The following is a 13,254-nucleotide window of genomic DNA, read 5'->3' on the forward strand; positions in this document are numbered from 1 at the left end:
GTGCGCGACACGGGTGTGCAAGCGTAATGCCACAGGTGAGCGCCTGCATCTCCCGGCGAGTGTGCTCAGCCAGCGGGGTGTACGGGGGCTCGCTGCTGTGCAGCTGAGGGCGAATTGACGTGTCAGGGGAATCAGTTGACGCGTCAGTCGACACGTCCAGAGACGCCCGTCATCGCCGGGGTAGGCCTCGCGCTCGCGCCTGTTCGGCCCCCGGAAGGTGCGAGCCTGGCCCCGCGTGAGGGCCACCCCAGGCCGCGTGGACCCGCCTCCGCCTCTCCTGCTTGGGGGACGGCTGGTCGCAGCGAGGGCCAGCCGCTATCCTATGCGCCACGCCACTCCCGGCGCGGCTGCCTGGGGGATGTATCAATGTCTGCGCTGATCTGCGGCTCGCTGGCCTACGACACCATCATGGTGTTTCCGGACCAGTTCAAGAACCACATCCTGCCGGACAAGGTGCACATCCTGAGCGTGTCCTTCATGGTCCCGCAGATGCGCCGCGAGTTCGGTGGCTGCGCCGGCAACATCGCCTACAACCTCAAGCTCATCGGCGGCGACCCGGTGCCGATGGCGATGGTCGGCCAGGACTTCGCGCCCTACCGCGCGCATTTCGAGAAGTGCGGCATCCGCCTCGATCAGGTCCGCGTGCGCGAGGACATGTTCACGCCGCAGGCGTTCATCACCACCGACCTCGACAACAACCAGGTCACTGCCTTCCATCCGGGCGCGATGAGCCGCAGCCATGACAACCACGTGCGCGACGTGAAGGGCATCACCTTCGGCATCGTCGCGCCGGACAACCGTGACGGCATGCTGCAGAACGCGCAGGAGTTCCACGACTGCGGCATCCCCTTCATCTTCGATCCCGGCCAGATGATGCCGCTGTTCAACGGCGACGAGTTCCGCCACTTCATCGAGCTGGCCGACTACGTCGTCGTCAACGACTACGAGTCGAACCTGCTGCAGGAACGCACCGGCTGGGACGAGGCGACCATCGCCTCCAAGGTTCGTGCCTACATCACCACGCTCGGCCCGCGCGGCTCGCGGATCCACGCGCAGGGCAAATGCCATGAGATCCCGCCGGCGCGCGAGCGCGAGGTGGTCGACCCGACCGGCTGCGGCGACGCCTACCGTGCCGGCCTGATCTCCGGCCTGATGCGCGGCCTCGACCTGCCGACTTGCGGCCGCATGGCCTCGCTGATGGGCGCGCTCAAGGTCGGGCACCCAGGCACGCAGAACCAGAAGTTCACCTACGACGAATTCGCCGCGGAGTTCCGCGAGCAGTTTGGCTACGCGCTCGACTGATACGCGCCGAGCCGGGCCCTGGTCGTTCTGAATCGGGTGTGCAAGGCGGGCTGCGTAGAGCCTCGGGGCCGCTACCCTCGCAGCACTCCGTCCCACAGTGAGCGCCGTGCCTCCAGGGAGAGCAGTGCCGCCGCTTCCGCCTCGCGCCACTTCCGGGTGTCTTCCCCGCACAGTCGGCAGAGCAATTGCTCGGCACGCACTCCGTGCTCCTGTCCATCCAGGTGGATGTGGCGCTCCAGGTAGAGGCGCAGCGAGTCGCACCGCCCGCCCAATGGCTCCACGGCGCGCAGTACGTGCTCGAAGACGGAGGGCAGCAATTGCTCGCGTCCGAAGAGGAAGGCGGCGGCTACCTCGTGTGTGCTCGCCCGGGTCAGCGTCAGTGTGTGTAGCACGAAGGCTCGCGCCGCCAGGGGCGCATGCTCCACCGCGGACGTGGGGGCCGCTCCCGCACGGAGCGCCTCCAGGAAGCGGAGCATGGGACGCTCATCCGCACCGGCCTCGCGCATCGCCTCCAGGTACAGTTCGAAGTGGCTGCGGAACTCTCCCGGACGCACCTCGTCTGTTTCCTCGGCGAGCACCACTTCGTTGATCCACCGGGCGCACTCCGTGTCCGCCGGGGGCATCCACGGCACCTCCACGCACGTGAGCCGCCGCTGGAGCGTCTTGAGCAGACTCATGAAATCCCAGACGGCGAATACGTGTGCCCCCATGAAGTCTCGCAGCGCTCCCAGCTCCGAGAGCCGCGTGTAGATGGGATGCTCGACGAGCCCCCGGCGGGGTCCCTCGAGGATGGGGATCAATCGAGACAGGTGGGAGGCGTGCGCAAGCGGGGCGGTGTCCATGGCCGCCGAGATATGCCTCACTCATCCCCGAGCATGACGCCTCATCCGCAGTCGCCCCAGTAGCAGAAGCGCGGAGGCTCATGAGACGCCTTCCGAGGTGGAAGTCCGACCCGCCCCCAGCCTCCGCTGGAGGGGCACACTGGGGGCACATGCGGCCCAACCAGGTCAAGCGATGGGAGCCGCGGTCCGTAGCACGTGGACCCGGAAGGCACGGATGAGGAGGGCCACGCCACCGAGGACCACCAGCCACAACCCACCGAGAAAGGCAGCGCGCCTCCAGGGTCCCATGTCCATGCTGAATTCGATGATCCAGGCAGGCGGGTCGGGCATGTGCGCCGCCCAGAGCGCATGGATGACCACCCGCGACGCCAGCATCATCGCGGCGAAGAGCGCCAGGAGCGTGGGCAGGAAGACCAGACGCGCCGAGCGTATCGCCCGAGACCAGAGCACGCCCACGAGCAGCACGAGCGTCAGGCCCATCAGTGGAGGCGTCACGAACGCCAGCACCTGGAGAAGCGCGGCATAGGCGGCCTTCGCATGGGTGCGGAGAGGCAAGGGCGGTTGGATGCCGCCCTCGTAGACATTCACCACATCACTCTCGGACGTATCCAGCCACGCACAGGCGAAGGTGAGGACGAAGGTATTGATCGTCCAGACCCTCGCCGTGCGGCTCCGGCACCAGCGCACCCAACCCTCCACGCTCATACCGGAAGTATGTCGCGAGGAAGCACAACGCGGAAGGACGTACCCGCCTCCACTGAGGTGCTCACCTCGATGCTGCCCCCGTGGGCCCGGACGATCTGATCCACGATGAAGAATGAGCCGCCTCAGGACGGAGCCAGGCGCAAGCTTCGGCTCGGCGGCACCCGTCCGCAGCCCTCCTTGGCCCCTGTGCTCCAGCCCTCTCCCTCTCTAGATTTCCTTAGCGCGCTTTCGGCTTTGGCTTCGGTAGCTCAGCCGTCAGGTCGGTGCGTTCCTCGTTGTGCACGCTGCACTCGTAGTTGGCGAGCAGCCATTCGAGGAAGACGCGCGAATAGGGGCTGAAGTCAGGCCCGGCGAACTGGTTGACGATGATCTCGTCAGGTTGGACTCTGATCAGCAGCACATAGGGCAGTGGAGCGGTGGGGTTGCTCTGCCGCCTGGCTCGGCAAGCCTCTCGCGATTCCTCGTCCCGGAAGATCAGGAAGACCAACGGCTCGGCTTCGGCCTGGTACGAGAAACCGATCGGCCGGATGACCTCGGCCACGCGTTCGACATCGAACCCGCCAGACAGCGGATAGAAGTACAGCTCTTGTTGTTCGAGAAGCTTGTCCATCGGGTTCTCCAGGGGTCGCGGTTGTCAGAGCGCCCTGACCATCATCCTCGCAGTTCTGGGCGGGCTCGCGGAAGCAACGTGCTCACTCACAACAACCACGCGAAGCTTGGGAACCGCGCAAACGGGAGGAGATAGGCGGCCCGTTGGACGACGAGGCTGAGCGCGGAGAGCTCGGCGGCAACCGCGATGTTGAGCCATTGCGCTCAGGAAGAGCATGAGCGCGGCACCCAGGCCGCCGAACAGCGCGATGGACACTCCCGCCACATCGACGCCGATGAAGCAGAGTAGGCTCACCACGGTCGCGCCGAAGATGCCGAGCGGTACCGCGCAGCAGAACTACGGTGAGCTCCGAGAACGGAGCCGGATGGTGACCGGAGCCCGCGTTGTTGGCGTGTCCTGGCGCGGTTCCGCGACACCCGCGACCATATGGCCGTGGAATCCACCCGCGAGCACCCGGGTACCGTCGGCCCGGACTCCCGCATGGAAGCCGTACTCTTCGTGGGTCTGGAGCGTGAACAGCCGGGGCGTTGTCTCCTGGCTCATGGGCAGCTCCACCTTACGGCATCCGACAGGGTGCGCGCCATTTGGCCCCTGTGCTCCAGCCCTCTCCCTCTCTACATGCCTCCCATTCGTCCTATGGCTCGACCTTCACCAGCCGCCTGCCTTCGCGTTCGTGAGGCGCGCGTGCACGTGCGTTGCCATCCAAACCAAGAGCAGCACCGCCGCGCATGCCGGCGGATACAACAACCAGGCAATTGGGCCCTCGCGCCCCGGAACGAACCACCAGATCCAGCACCGGAAGAACAGCAGCACGCCCGATACCGCCAGCAGAGCAGGGGTCAGGAAGGTGCTTCGTACGAAGGGCACGAACTTGTGGGCCAGAAAGGCAACTCCATAGGGAGCGGCATAATACAGCCAGTTTTCCGCGAAGAACTGCAGGGCGCCATCGCCGAAGCTCAGGGGCTGTCGCAAAATAAGTGTAATGAAAGTGATAATGAGCCCACCAGGCAGGCAGCCATGGGGCTGGTCGCTGCGTAAGAGGCATTTCGTGGGCATGTTGTATGCGTGAAAGTAGATCTCGAAGCCTTGCGCGCCAAGTTCAAGGCCCTGGCCCCCATCATGGACGAGAGGGTCAGCCGCCTGTGGGCTGCGGCTGAAGTGGAAAGCCTTGGACGCGGAGGAACCGCAGCGCTCCAGCGGGCAACGGGGATCAGTGGTCGTCGCATCTGGAAGGGCAAGAAAGAGCTGGCGGAGCTTCGGCGGCAACCGCCTTCAAGGGCTTCAACGTCGCGAGTGCGTCGGCCAGGAGGAGGAAGAAGGCGCCTGAGCGCAAAGGACGCGAGGTTGCTGGGTGACCTCCAGGCGCTGCTCGAGCCGGTGACGCGCGGCGAACCGCAATCGCCGCTTCAATGGACGACGAAGAGCGTGAGGCACCTTGCGTCGGAGTTGAGAGAGCGAGGGCATGAGGTGAGTAGCGACACCGTCGCGCGGATGCTGCACGAAGCGGGGTATAGCTTGCAGGCTCCGCGTAAGGAGGAAGAGGGAGGCAGCCATCCAGATAGGAATGCACAGTTTCGTTACATCGCTCGACAAGCGAAGGCCTTTCAGCGGCGCCGACAACCAGTGGTGTCCGTCGACTCGAAGAAGAAGGAGTTGATTGGAAACTTCAAGACCCCGGGTCGGGAGTGGCAGCTCCAAGGCCAAGCGCCCAGAGTCAACGCCTACGATTTTCCGGATATGGCTGAGGGCAAAGCGATTCCCTATGGAGTGTATGACTTGGCCCGTGACGAGGGCTGGGTCAACGTTGGGACGGACCATGACACTCCTGAGTTCGCAGTCCAGTCGCTTCGGCGTTGGTGGCTCACGATGGGCAGGCATGCATATCCTCATGCAAGAGAGCTTCTGGTGGTAGCGGATGCTGGGGGTTCGAACTCGGCACGGTCGCGGGTATGGAAGAAGTGCCTGCAAGAATTTGCAGATGCCACGGGGTTGAAGGTCTCCGTCAGCCATTACCCTCCGGGCACGAGCAAATGGAACAAGATCGAGCATCGACTCTTTGCCCAGATCACGCTCAACTGGCGAGGCCGACCGCTAACGAGCTATCAAGTTGTCATCAATCTCATCGGCAGCACCACGACACGCACGGGACTGTGTGTTCGGGCTGCCCTGGATACGAGGGAGTACCCCCTTGGCGTTCGCGTCAGCGCAGCGGACTTTGGGCAACTGAACATCCGAAAGAAGCGGTTTCACGGGGAATGGAACTACTCGCTCTCTCCGAGACGGCAAGCGAGCGCTCAGCTGGTGAAATAATTACACTTATTTTGCGACAGCCCCTCAGTGAGCGCGCTGCAAACAACACGGGCAACCCGAGTGCTCCGGCGACGCCCACGCGCCGCCACCAGGACTCCTGTGCAATCGTTCTGTCTTTTGGTTGCAAACGCATCTCCTATGTTCGAGCTCAGGCAACCCCATGCCCGGGATGCGGGACATGGTGCGCTCCACTCGCTCGGGGGCGCCCCGTGTTGGAGCGCCAGATGCGCGACACCCTAGCGAGTCCCCTCGAATCCGCATGGAACAAAGAAGTCCGTCATCGATAAGTAGCCGTGTATGAAGCCACTCGGCCGCTACCGGATGTGGAGTGAGCGGCCTCATGCCACCGGCGAACCCGCCGGGCTCTCCGGCAACGTCGCCTGTCCGAGCCGTGACTCAAGGCCGCACCAGCTCCTCGAAGCGGCGCCACGAGACGTTACGCCCGGTGAGCACGAGCACGGTGGGCCCGAGCTCACGAGGCATCAGCTTGCGCAGCGCGGCAATTCCCGCCGCGGCCGAGGGCTCGAGGATGTACCGGGTGTCGGCGACGCACCAGCGCAGGGCCTCGCGCAGCTCGTCGTCGGAGACGAGGACGAACTCGTCCACGAGGCGCTGGAGGTAGGGCCAGGGAAGCAGCTCCTTCTCGACCTGGGCGCCGATACCCTCGGCGATGGAGGGGCGGATGTCCTGGACGTCCACGGGGTGGCCGTGACGATGCCACTGGGCGAGCACGGCGGAAGATTCGGGCTGGACGCCGATGAGGCGGATGCGCGGGTTGGCGGCCTTGAGCACCACGCCCATGCCGGCGATCAGCCCTCCGCCGCCCACGCCCACGATGACGGTCTGCACGTGGGGACAGTCCTCGAGGATTTCGAGCGCCACGGTGCCTCCGCCCTCCATCATGTGGCGGTCGTTGTAGGCGGAGAGGAAGGTGTAGCCGCGCTCGGTGGCGACGCGGCGGGCGGCCTCGCGGGCGAGGGGGACGCTGTCGAAGTACTCGAGGTGCGCGCCGTACTCCTGAATCATGCGCACCTTGTCGGGGTCGGCCGAGCGCGGCAGGTAGACGTGGGCCCTGGCGCCGAGCGTGGCGGCGGCGTAGGCGAGCCCGATGCCGTGTCCTCCGGCGGTAGGGGCGATGAATTCGGCGTTGGGTTGGGCGGCGCGCACGGAGAGCAACTTGTGGAGGGAGCCGCGGGGCTTGAAGCTGCCGGTGACCTGGAGGTTCTCCAGCTTGAGGAGGACGGGGGAACCCGCGAGCCGGGAGAGCGAGGCATTGGGCTCGAGCGGCGTATGCCGGATGTACGGGGCGATGCCGCGGCGGGCGGCGATGACGTGCGAGGGGAGGAGCTCCGAGGCGGGAGTGGGCGTGTTCATGGCGGCAGTCTCTTAACGCGGAGCTGAATCAGGGCGCCTGCGAATCAGGAGCGGCGTAGGTTCGCTCCAGAGTGCCCTCTCCTGTGCGGAGGCGAGCCAGGGCTCGATGGAGGTGGGCGCGCGGGGCTCGGCCCTGACCGCGACGTAGCATCTGCCCTGGTACTCGGCCATGCCTTTGGAGCATGGCGGCTTTTCGGCCAGTTCGAGCCAGCACCCGCCGCGTATCTCCTTCTCGGCGCGCGTTGCGTCGCAAGGGGCCCTCTGCCAGCCCTCACCCTCTCTACCTGCCTCCCATTCGTCCTATGCGTTTGGCATGTGTTGTCGCCGCACTCGATGGTCGTGGGCGCGCTCTGCTGGTTGTTCTAATAGCGAGCGCGTACTATGCAGTGGGTCTTGATATAGTCCACATCATCATAATAGGCGCATGAGAGGTACACATCTAGCCTGGCGGTCGCGGTGCAGTCCTGGCGCCCGGTCTGGATGGTGAGGTCTGTCTCCATATTCACGCAGTCACAGCTCTTGCAACTCTCCTTCTTATTCAGACACACATAGCTCGTCTCAGCGGCTCCGATGGTCGCGCAGTATTGAGTGGCGCGCTTGCAGCGTATGTCGCCACACTCAAGGGTCTCTGGGAACGACTTGGTGTCCCCGTCCCCGTCCACATCGTCTTCGTTCGAGACACCACAGCCCACCACCAGCATGGAGAGAAGCACCAGGTACCGCGTCGTCGCCTTCATGTCGTCCTCCCGAGGAGTTATGGGGGGGGCATGAGCGCCCCCTCCTGATGGGAAGAGACAGGCCGGGCGACACCGTTGCATGAAATCGACCGCTACCCTCCCGGCTAGAGATGCCGGAGGGGCACACTGCGGGCACATGTGGAACCGGGGGCAAAAGAAAAGCCCAGCAACCCCTTGAGATTGCTGGGCTTCCCATGTGGTCCCCGACGGGATTCGAACCCGTCGGGGTCACGGGCTCCTCAGTTAGTTGGGAGTGACGCAGGAGCAGGTGCTGGCCTGGGTGTAGCAGGAGTTGCTCGAGCCGGCGGCGACCACGGAGTAGCAGTACGGCCGGCCCGGGAGGACCTCGGTGTCCGTCCAGGAGGTGCCGGTCACGGTGGCCTTGAGCGCCTTGCCGAAGTTGCAGCCGGCGTGGCCCTCGGTCTTCTCCGCGGCTGCGCCGCTACGCTCGGAGTGCTCGGGGCGGTGGGCGCAGCCTCACTCCGCGCGGCGCTGGCGAATCATCAGCAGCGCAGCCAGCCCGAGCGTGCTCAATGCCCCCGGCGCGGACGCGCAGCCGCATCCCGTGGCGGGCGCGGGCTCGTCGGAGGCCCCGGCATCCTCGCCGCCGCCTGCGTCCGCGGAGGTGCCCGTCCCTGCGTCGGGCCCCGGGCCCGTGCCCGCATCGGCTTCCACCGGTCCGCTCCCAGCATCGCCGGGCCAGCCCGCGCAGTTGCCGAGGGAGTGCTCGAGGGCGCCCAGCGTGAAGGGGCCCGAGGCCGGACGGGGGCGGCCGCACCAGTCATCCGTCACCTGGGGGTGGGCCGCGGCGGCACCGAGGAGCGAGGTGACGCTTCCCTCGAGGGTGAGGTCCCCCTGGAGGGGAGCGACGTACCAGCCCTCGAAGGTGGCCGCGGACACGTTGGTGAGGTTGGTGCCGGCGTCGAACGTCGCCGAGTCCCGGGCGCGGATGGCGGAGGACAGCAGGTTGCCGTGGGCCCCGCCGCTGGTGGAGGCGAAGCGGAAGTCCACCCCCGAGGTGGAGACGAGGGTGTTGAAGAGCACCTGCGTCGAGCGGGCCCTGTTGAGGTAGATGCCCACGTCCGAGCAGTTGACGATGACGTTGTTGCGCATCACCCCGTCCGAGTGCTCCGGGTCGCAGGGCACGCCCGCGTCGAAGGACGGGGCGCAGAAGGCGTTGGCGGTACCGCCACCTCCGAAGGACAGGCCGATGCGGGTGCCCCCGGTGGCCACGTCGCGGGTGCACACCACCAGGTTGCGCTCGAAGACGCCCTCCCTCCCTCCGCTCTTCATGAAGGCGCCGTAGGAGATGGCGTTGCCGCCATTCTTGTGGAAGTCGTGGATGAGGTTGTCGCGCACCACCCAGCCGTCGCCTGTGTCGATGTTGAGCTTGGTGACCGGGTTGGAGGTCACTCGCGGGCGGGTGTCCGCAAGCTCGTTGCGCTCCACCAGCCCGCGGTGGGGTATCTCCCAGACCCCGTCGATGAGCGAGGCGTTCACCTTCAGCTGGGCATTGAAGTCGCGCACCCGGCTCTCGCGCAGGACGAAGTTGTGCGCGCGGCCGGTGACGTGGAAGGCGTGCTCGCAGGCGCTGTCGCTCGCGCACCCCCCCTCGATGTCCAGCCCCTCGAAGGTCCAGTAGGAGCCGGAGACCATGAAGCCCTCGGTGGCGTCGAAGCGAAGCCGCGCCCCCAGCCGGCTCTGGGCTCGCACCACGATGGGCTGCTCAGCGGTGCCCGCCGCCGCGCAGGTGAGGTTGGTCTTGACGTCGTAGGTGCCGGAGGCGAGCTCGATGGCGTCGCCCGGCTGCGCCGAGGCGAGCGCCGACTGCAGCTGCGCCACCGAGGAGACATTCACCGTCCGGGCCAGGGCGGGGGAGGCAGCGGGCAGGAGCAGGAGCCCGCAGAGAGGGAACCACCGGAAGCGGCGTAGGAGCATAGGCCCCCGACAATACGCCGCCCCGGCGGGACGCGCCGCTTCAGTGCACCGCGGGAGGCTGTGCTCCGCCCCGCTCGCCGGCCCGCGTTTCCTCTTCCTCGGCCAGGAGCGCCTCGATGGCCCACTGGATTTCCCGCCGCAGCGGGCGCCCGCCAGCCTCGCAGGCCGCGAGGGCGAGGCAACGTATGGGCCGAGCGGTCTGCCCGCAGCAACCGCCTTTTCGGCCGGTCGGCACCGATATAAAACATGGGGATATATGAAGGGCTACTTCACCTTTGATAGCCACACTTGATGCGCTGTTCGACCGTGGCCTGATTGGCTTCTCCGATCAAGGCTCGATGCTGTACTCATTGGAAAGAGCAAGATGAGCCGGGTTGCCAACATCATGGTGGGTCTCGTGGCGCTGTTGCATGTCGGATTCATGGTCCTGGAGATGTTCTTCTGGGATCACGCCGTGGGCGAGAGGGTGTTTGAGCTGCCGCGCGAGGTGCTGCATTCCTCGGCGGCGCTGGCCGCCAACCAGGGGCTCTACAATGGCTTCCTGGCCGCGGGTCTGGCCTGGGCGCTGGTCACGGGCAAGCACGAAGTGAAGCTGTCCGTCCTGGGCTGCGTGGTGGTCGCGGGTGTCTTCGGCGCCTTCACCGCCAAGTTCTCGATCCTGTTCATGCAGGCGATGCCCGGGCTGCTGGCACTGGTGCTCGTGCGGATGTCGACGCCAAGGACGCAGGCCCGCTGAGATGCTCGCCGGACACTACGCCGCCGCGTTCGCTGGCAAGGCCGCGGAGCCGAGGCTCCCCTCTGGCCGGGATCGGCCCCGAGCTCGGACTCACACGTCAGGCCGGGCGCGCCACGCCTTCATACATGTAAGCGATGGGGCGTGGTCCCTTCGCGTAGCGCCTGAAAACACCAAGGCCGGAAACCACTGAGATTCCAGCAGCTTCCGGCCCCGATTGAAATGTCCCCGACGGGATTCGAGCCCGTCGGGGACCACGGGCTCCTCAGTTAGTTGGGAGTGACGCAGGAGCAGGTGCTGGCCTGGGTGTAGCAGGAGTTGCTCGAGCCGGCGGCGACCACGGAGTAGCAGTACGGCCGGCCCGGGAGGACCTCGGTGTCCGTCCAGGAGGTGCCGGTCACGGTGGCCTTGAGCGCCTTGCCGAAGTTGCAGCCGGCGTGGCCCTCGGTCTTCAGCACCCAGTACTTGGCGGCGTTGGTGACGCCCGCCCAGGAGACCGCCACCTGGCTGGTGCCGGGGGTGAGCGTGACGGAGGGCGTCGCGGTGGGGCCGGTCGCGCAGCCACCGTTCTGCGGCGCCGGGGTGGCGCAGGCGATGTTGTGCCGGTTGAAGGCGTTGTAGATGGCCGTCATGTGCGGCGTGCCGTCGTTGAGGTTGCCGTTGTCGTCATCGGCGGCGAGCCACTGCATGTAGCCGTTGGTGGAGCCGCAGCCGCTGGAGGTCTTGGCGGTGCAGTCACAGGCGTGCCACGAGCCGACGTTGCCGCTGCCCTGGTAGAAGAGCTTGTTGCCGACGATGAAGGCGGTGTTCGCGTCGTAGTTGAACGGGGCGGCGCGCAGGTCGCGGGCCACCAGGTCCCAGGCGGCCTGGCGGGTGGGCGCGGCGGCGCAGTGCGTCTGGCGGCCGCACAGGCCGGTGGAAGAGGTGCACCGGACGCAGACGTGGTTCTGCGGGGTGTCCGGGGTGTTGTCCGAGTGCTGCGCCCAGTCCGCGTCGCGCACGCCCGAGCAGTTGAGATCGCAGTGCGCCGCGCCCGTCTGCGCCTCGTTCTGGTTGTAGCCCGTCCCATCCGCCGTCATGCCGCAGCTCCTGTTGCTGGTGGCGAAGAAGCCGTGGCCCACGCACGAGGTCTGCAGCCGGTAGATGGCCGCGATGTCCGCGTACCCCTCGCTGGAGGCGCTCAGCGTGCCGTTGGCATCGTTGTCGTCCATGCCATGGCCCCACTCGTGGTCGAACACCGCGCCGATCTCTCCGGTGTTCCGGCAGCCGCCGCCGCTCCGGTAGAAGTTGACCGTCCCGGCGCTCCAGTAGGCGTTGCAGGTGCTGGCGATGTTGACGTTGGCGGTGAGCTTCGCGTTGACCCAGGTGTTGGAGGGGAGCCAGCCGCGCGCCTGCTCCGCCAGCTTGTTCAGCTCGTAGAACGCCGCACGGGCCGCCGGGGTGTTGCCCGCGCCGCCGCCTCCCGTGGTGCAGTCGTGCTGGCCGTTGGTGCCGCCCATGTTGATGTTGCCGGTGGTGGAGCTGCCGCTGACCGTGCCGCACCTGTCGCTGATGCCGATGTACTTGCCGCTCAGCGAGGTGGTGACGGTTCCGGAGGTGTAGCTGAAGACGCCCGCGCCGTTGGTGAAGTTGTTGGGGCTCGCCAGGCCGGTGTTGGCCCACGGCATGGGGTAGTTGGTCTGCATCGTGCCGCACGTGCCGTCGGTCGGGCAGATCTCCGTGTTGGTCAGCGGGTAGACGCCGCCGGTGATGGACGCGTCGAGGTACTGGTTCTTGTCCTCGAGGGCGATCACCTCACCCGTGTGGGCGTCGACGAGCACCTCCCAGGTGGCCTCGTCCCCCTCGTCCTGGAAGCCGTAGGCCCAGACGAGCTTGTGGCCGTAACCCTCACCCATCGAGGTGGGCACCACTTCCAGGCTCGCGTCCTTCCAGATGGACTTCGGGCTGTGGGCCAGCCCGGCGCGGCCGAGTCCGCGCTCCATCGCTTGATCCGCGGCGACGAGCGGCAGGGTACGGATCTTCACGTCGGACCACCCCTCGGTGCCGATGAGCACGAGGTTGCCATGGCTGATGGTGGCCGCCAGTCGGCCCTCACGCACGGGGATGCCCTGGATCTGCTGGGGGATGTGGACCTGCCAGAGATGCTCCGTGACCTGCGTGACGCGCGGCGTGCCGAGCTGCGACACATCGATGCCCAGCACCTCCTCGTTATCGCGGGCGAACTTGACGACGAGCTCGCCCACCAGGGCCTCGTCTACCGTGGACACCGCGCGGCCGAGGCTCTGGCCCAGGTTGCTCAGCGTCACCCGGTTGTCCATGCCGTTGCCCGGGATCATCGGGATGTGCGTATGGATACCGGTGGCCGCTCCCGAGCGCGGCTCGAAGTAGACGTTGGTGTCCTTCCCGTAGCGCTGGAAGAAGTCATTCAACGCCCGCTCCCTCGCGGGGTTCAGCATCCTCTTCGCCCGGGCCTCACCGAGCTCGAGGTTGTTCGAGCTGATGGAGAGCTCGGAATTGAAGAAGGCATTGCGGGCCACGGCGCTTCGCGACGGCCCATGCTCGGGATGCACGGCCCAGCTCGCGCCGGAGCTCAGCACGGTGGCAAGTGCTGCGGCGCCCATGAAACGCTTCATGTCACACCTCTTGGGTTGGACCTACGGGGGGACTGGATTCGCCCGTTTCTCTCGTCGTACGGAGAGAGAC

Annotated in this window: 13 protein-coding genes; 3 read left to right on the forward strand and 10 right to left on the reverse strand. The window is 66.5% G+C overall.

Translation table 11 applies throughout. The annotated features are described in order from the left end of the window. The first annotated feature begins 366 nt into the window (after positions 1–366). Positions 367–1,302: a carbohydrate kinase family protein gene (locus OV287_RS15355; RefSeq protein ID WP_267534763.1), complete on the forward strand. Its 936-nt coding sequence runs from the start codon at positions 367–369 to the stop codon at positions 1,300–1,302. Between the two features lie 71 nt (positions 1,303–1,373). On the opposite strand, the gene OV287_RS15360 is transcribed toward OV287_RS15355, so the two are convergent. From OV287_RS15360 to OV287_RS15380, 5 genes are all read right to left on the reverse strand, one after another. Continuing rightward, positions 1,374–2,165, reverse strand: a complete 792-nt coding sequence (locus tag OV287_RS15360) for a DUF3050 domain-containing protein (RefSeq protein ID WP_267534764.1) — start codon at positions 2,163–2,165, stop codon at positions 1,374–1,376. 144 nt (positions 2,166–2,309) lie between these two features. Further along, on the reverse strand, positions 2,310–2,831 hold the full coding sequence (locus tag OV287_RS15365; protein WP_267534765.1) for a hypothetical protein: 522 nt from the start codon (positions 2,829–2,831) through the stop codon (positions 2,310–2,312). Positions 2,832–3,066: 235 nt separating this feature from the next. Then, positions 3,067–3,459, reverse strand: a complete 393-nt coding sequence (locus OV287_RS15370) for a hypothetical protein (RefSeq protein WP_267534766.1) — start codon at positions 3,457–3,459, stop codon at positions 3,067–3,069. Between the two features lie 336 nt (positions 3,460–3,795). Next, positions 3,796–4,002 carry a hypothetical protein gene (locus OV287_RS15375; protein ID WP_267534767.1) on the reverse strand — a complete coding sequence of 69 codons (207 nt, stop codon included), beginning with the start codon at positions 4,000–4,002 and terminating at the stop codon, positions 3,796–3,798. A gap of 105 nt (positions 4,003–4,107) precedes the next feature. Continuing rightward, positions 4,108–4,515 carry a hypothetical protein gene (locus tag OV287_RS15380; protein ID WP_267534768.1) on the reverse strand — a complete coding sequence of 136 codons (408 nt, stop codon included), beginning with the start codon at positions 4,513–4,515 and terminating at the stop codon, positions 4,108–4,110. A gap of 63 nt (positions 4,516–4,578) precedes the next feature. Between OV287_RS15380 and OV287_RS15385 the strand changes: the two genes are divergently transcribed. Beyond that, positions 4,579–5,769: an ISAzo13 family transposase gene (locus OV287_RS15385; RefSeq protein WP_267542308.1), complete on the forward strand. Its 1,191-nt coding sequence runs from the start codon at positions 4,579–4,581 to the stop codon at positions 5,767–5,769. 396 nt (positions 5,770–6,165) lie between these two features. Here OV287_RS15385 and OV287_RS15390 read toward each other — a convergent pair whose 3' ends face one another. The 4 genes from OV287_RS15390 to OV287_RS15405 all read right to left on the reverse strand — a co-directional run bounded on the left by OV287_RS15390 (position 6,166) and on the right by OV287_RS15405 (position 9,818). Next, positions 6,166–7,143: a threonine ammonia-lyase gene (locus OV287_RS15390; protein ID WP_267534769.1), complete on the reverse strand. Its 978-nt coding sequence runs from the start codon at positions 7,141–7,143 to the stop codon at positions 6,166–6,168. Positions 7,144–7,505: 362 nt separating this feature from the next. After that, on the reverse strand, positions 7,506–7,880 hold the full coding sequence (locus tag OV287_RS15395) for a hypothetical protein (protein ID WP_267534770.1): 375 nt from the start codon (positions 7,878–7,880) through the stop codon (positions 7,506–7,508). Between the two features lie 243 nt (positions 7,881–8,123). After that, positions 8,124–8,255 carry a hypothetical protein gene (locus tag OV287_RS15400; protein ID WP_267534771.1) on the reverse strand — a complete coding sequence of 44 codons (132 nt, stop codon included), beginning with the start codon at positions 8,253–8,255 and terminating at the stop codon, positions 8,124–8,126. Between the two features lie 102 nt (positions 8,256–8,357). Then, positions 8,358–9,818, reverse strand: coding sequence for a right-handed parallel beta-helix repeat-containing protein (locus OV287_RS15405; RefSeq protein ID WP_267534772.1), 1,461 nt, complete (start codon positions 9,816–9,818; stop codon positions 8,358–8,360). Between the two features lie 364 nt (positions 9,819–10,182). Here OV287_RS15405 and OV287_RS15410 point away from each other — a divergent pair, with 364 nt between their 5' ends. Next, complete coding sequence (locus OV287_RS15410; protein WP_267534773.1) at positions 10,183–10,554, forward strand: DUF1304 domain-containing protein; 372 nt, start codon at positions 10,183–10,185, stop codon at positions 10,552–10,554. 266 nt (positions 10,555–10,820) lie between these two features. Here the strand turns inward: OV287_RS15410 and OV287_RS15415 are convergent, their stop codons facing one another. Beyond that, a complete protein-coding gene (locus OV287_RS15415) occupies positions 10,821–13,184 on the reverse strand; it encodes a PepSY domain-containing protein (protein ID WP_267534774.1) in 2,364 nt (787 codons plus the stop codon). Positions 13,185–13,254: the final 70 nt, after the last annotated feature.

Source organism: Archangium lansingense (genome assembly GCF_026626635.1).
Taxonomy (GTDB): Bacteria; Myxococcota; Myxococcia; order Myxococcales; family Myxococcaceae; genus Archangium; species Archangium lansingense.

Bases quoted from the DNA above. Each gene is read 5' to 3' on its own strand.
- OV287_RS15355 (WP_267534763.1), top strand. From the start codon at position 367: ATGTCTGCGCTGATCTGCGGCTCGCTGGCCTACGACACCATCATGGTG.
- OV287_RS15370 (WP_267534766.1), bottom strand. From the start codon at position 3,459: ATGGACAAGCTTCTCGAACAACAAGAGCTGTACTTCTATCCGCTGTCT.
- OV287_RS15375 (WP_267534767.1), bottom strand. From the start codon at position 4,002: ATGAGCCAGGAGACAACGCCCCGGCTGTTCACGCTCCAGACCCACGAA.
- OV287_RS15380 (WP_267534768.1), bottom strand. From the start codon at position 4,515: ATGCCCACGAAATGCCTCTTACGCAGCGACCAGCCCCATGGCTGCCTG.
- OV287_RS15385 (WP_267542308.1), top strand. From the start codon at position 4,579: ATGGACGAGAGGGTCAGCCGCCTGTGGGCTGCGGCTGAAGTGGAAAGC.
- OV287_RS15390 (WP_267534769.1), bottom strand. From the start codon at position 7,143: ATGAACACGCCCACTCCCGCCTCGGAGCTCCTCCCCTCGCACGTCATC.
- OV287_RS15395 (WP_267534770.1), bottom strand. From the start codon at position 7,880: ATGAAGGCGACGACGCGGTACCTGGTGCTTCTCTCCATGCTGGTGGTG.
- OV287_RS15405 (WP_267534772.1), bottom strand. From the start codon at position 9,818: ATGCTCCTACGCCGCTTCCGGTGGTTCCCTCTCTGCGGGCTCCTGCTC.
- OV287_RS15410 (WP_267534773.1), top strand. From the start codon at position 10,183: ATGAGCCGGGTTGCCAACATCATGGTGGGTCTCGTGGCGCTGTTGCAT.
- OV287_RS15415 (WP_267534774.1), bottom strand. From the start codon at position 13,184: ATGAAGCGTTTCATGGGCGCCGCAGCACTTGCCACCGTGCTGAGCTCC.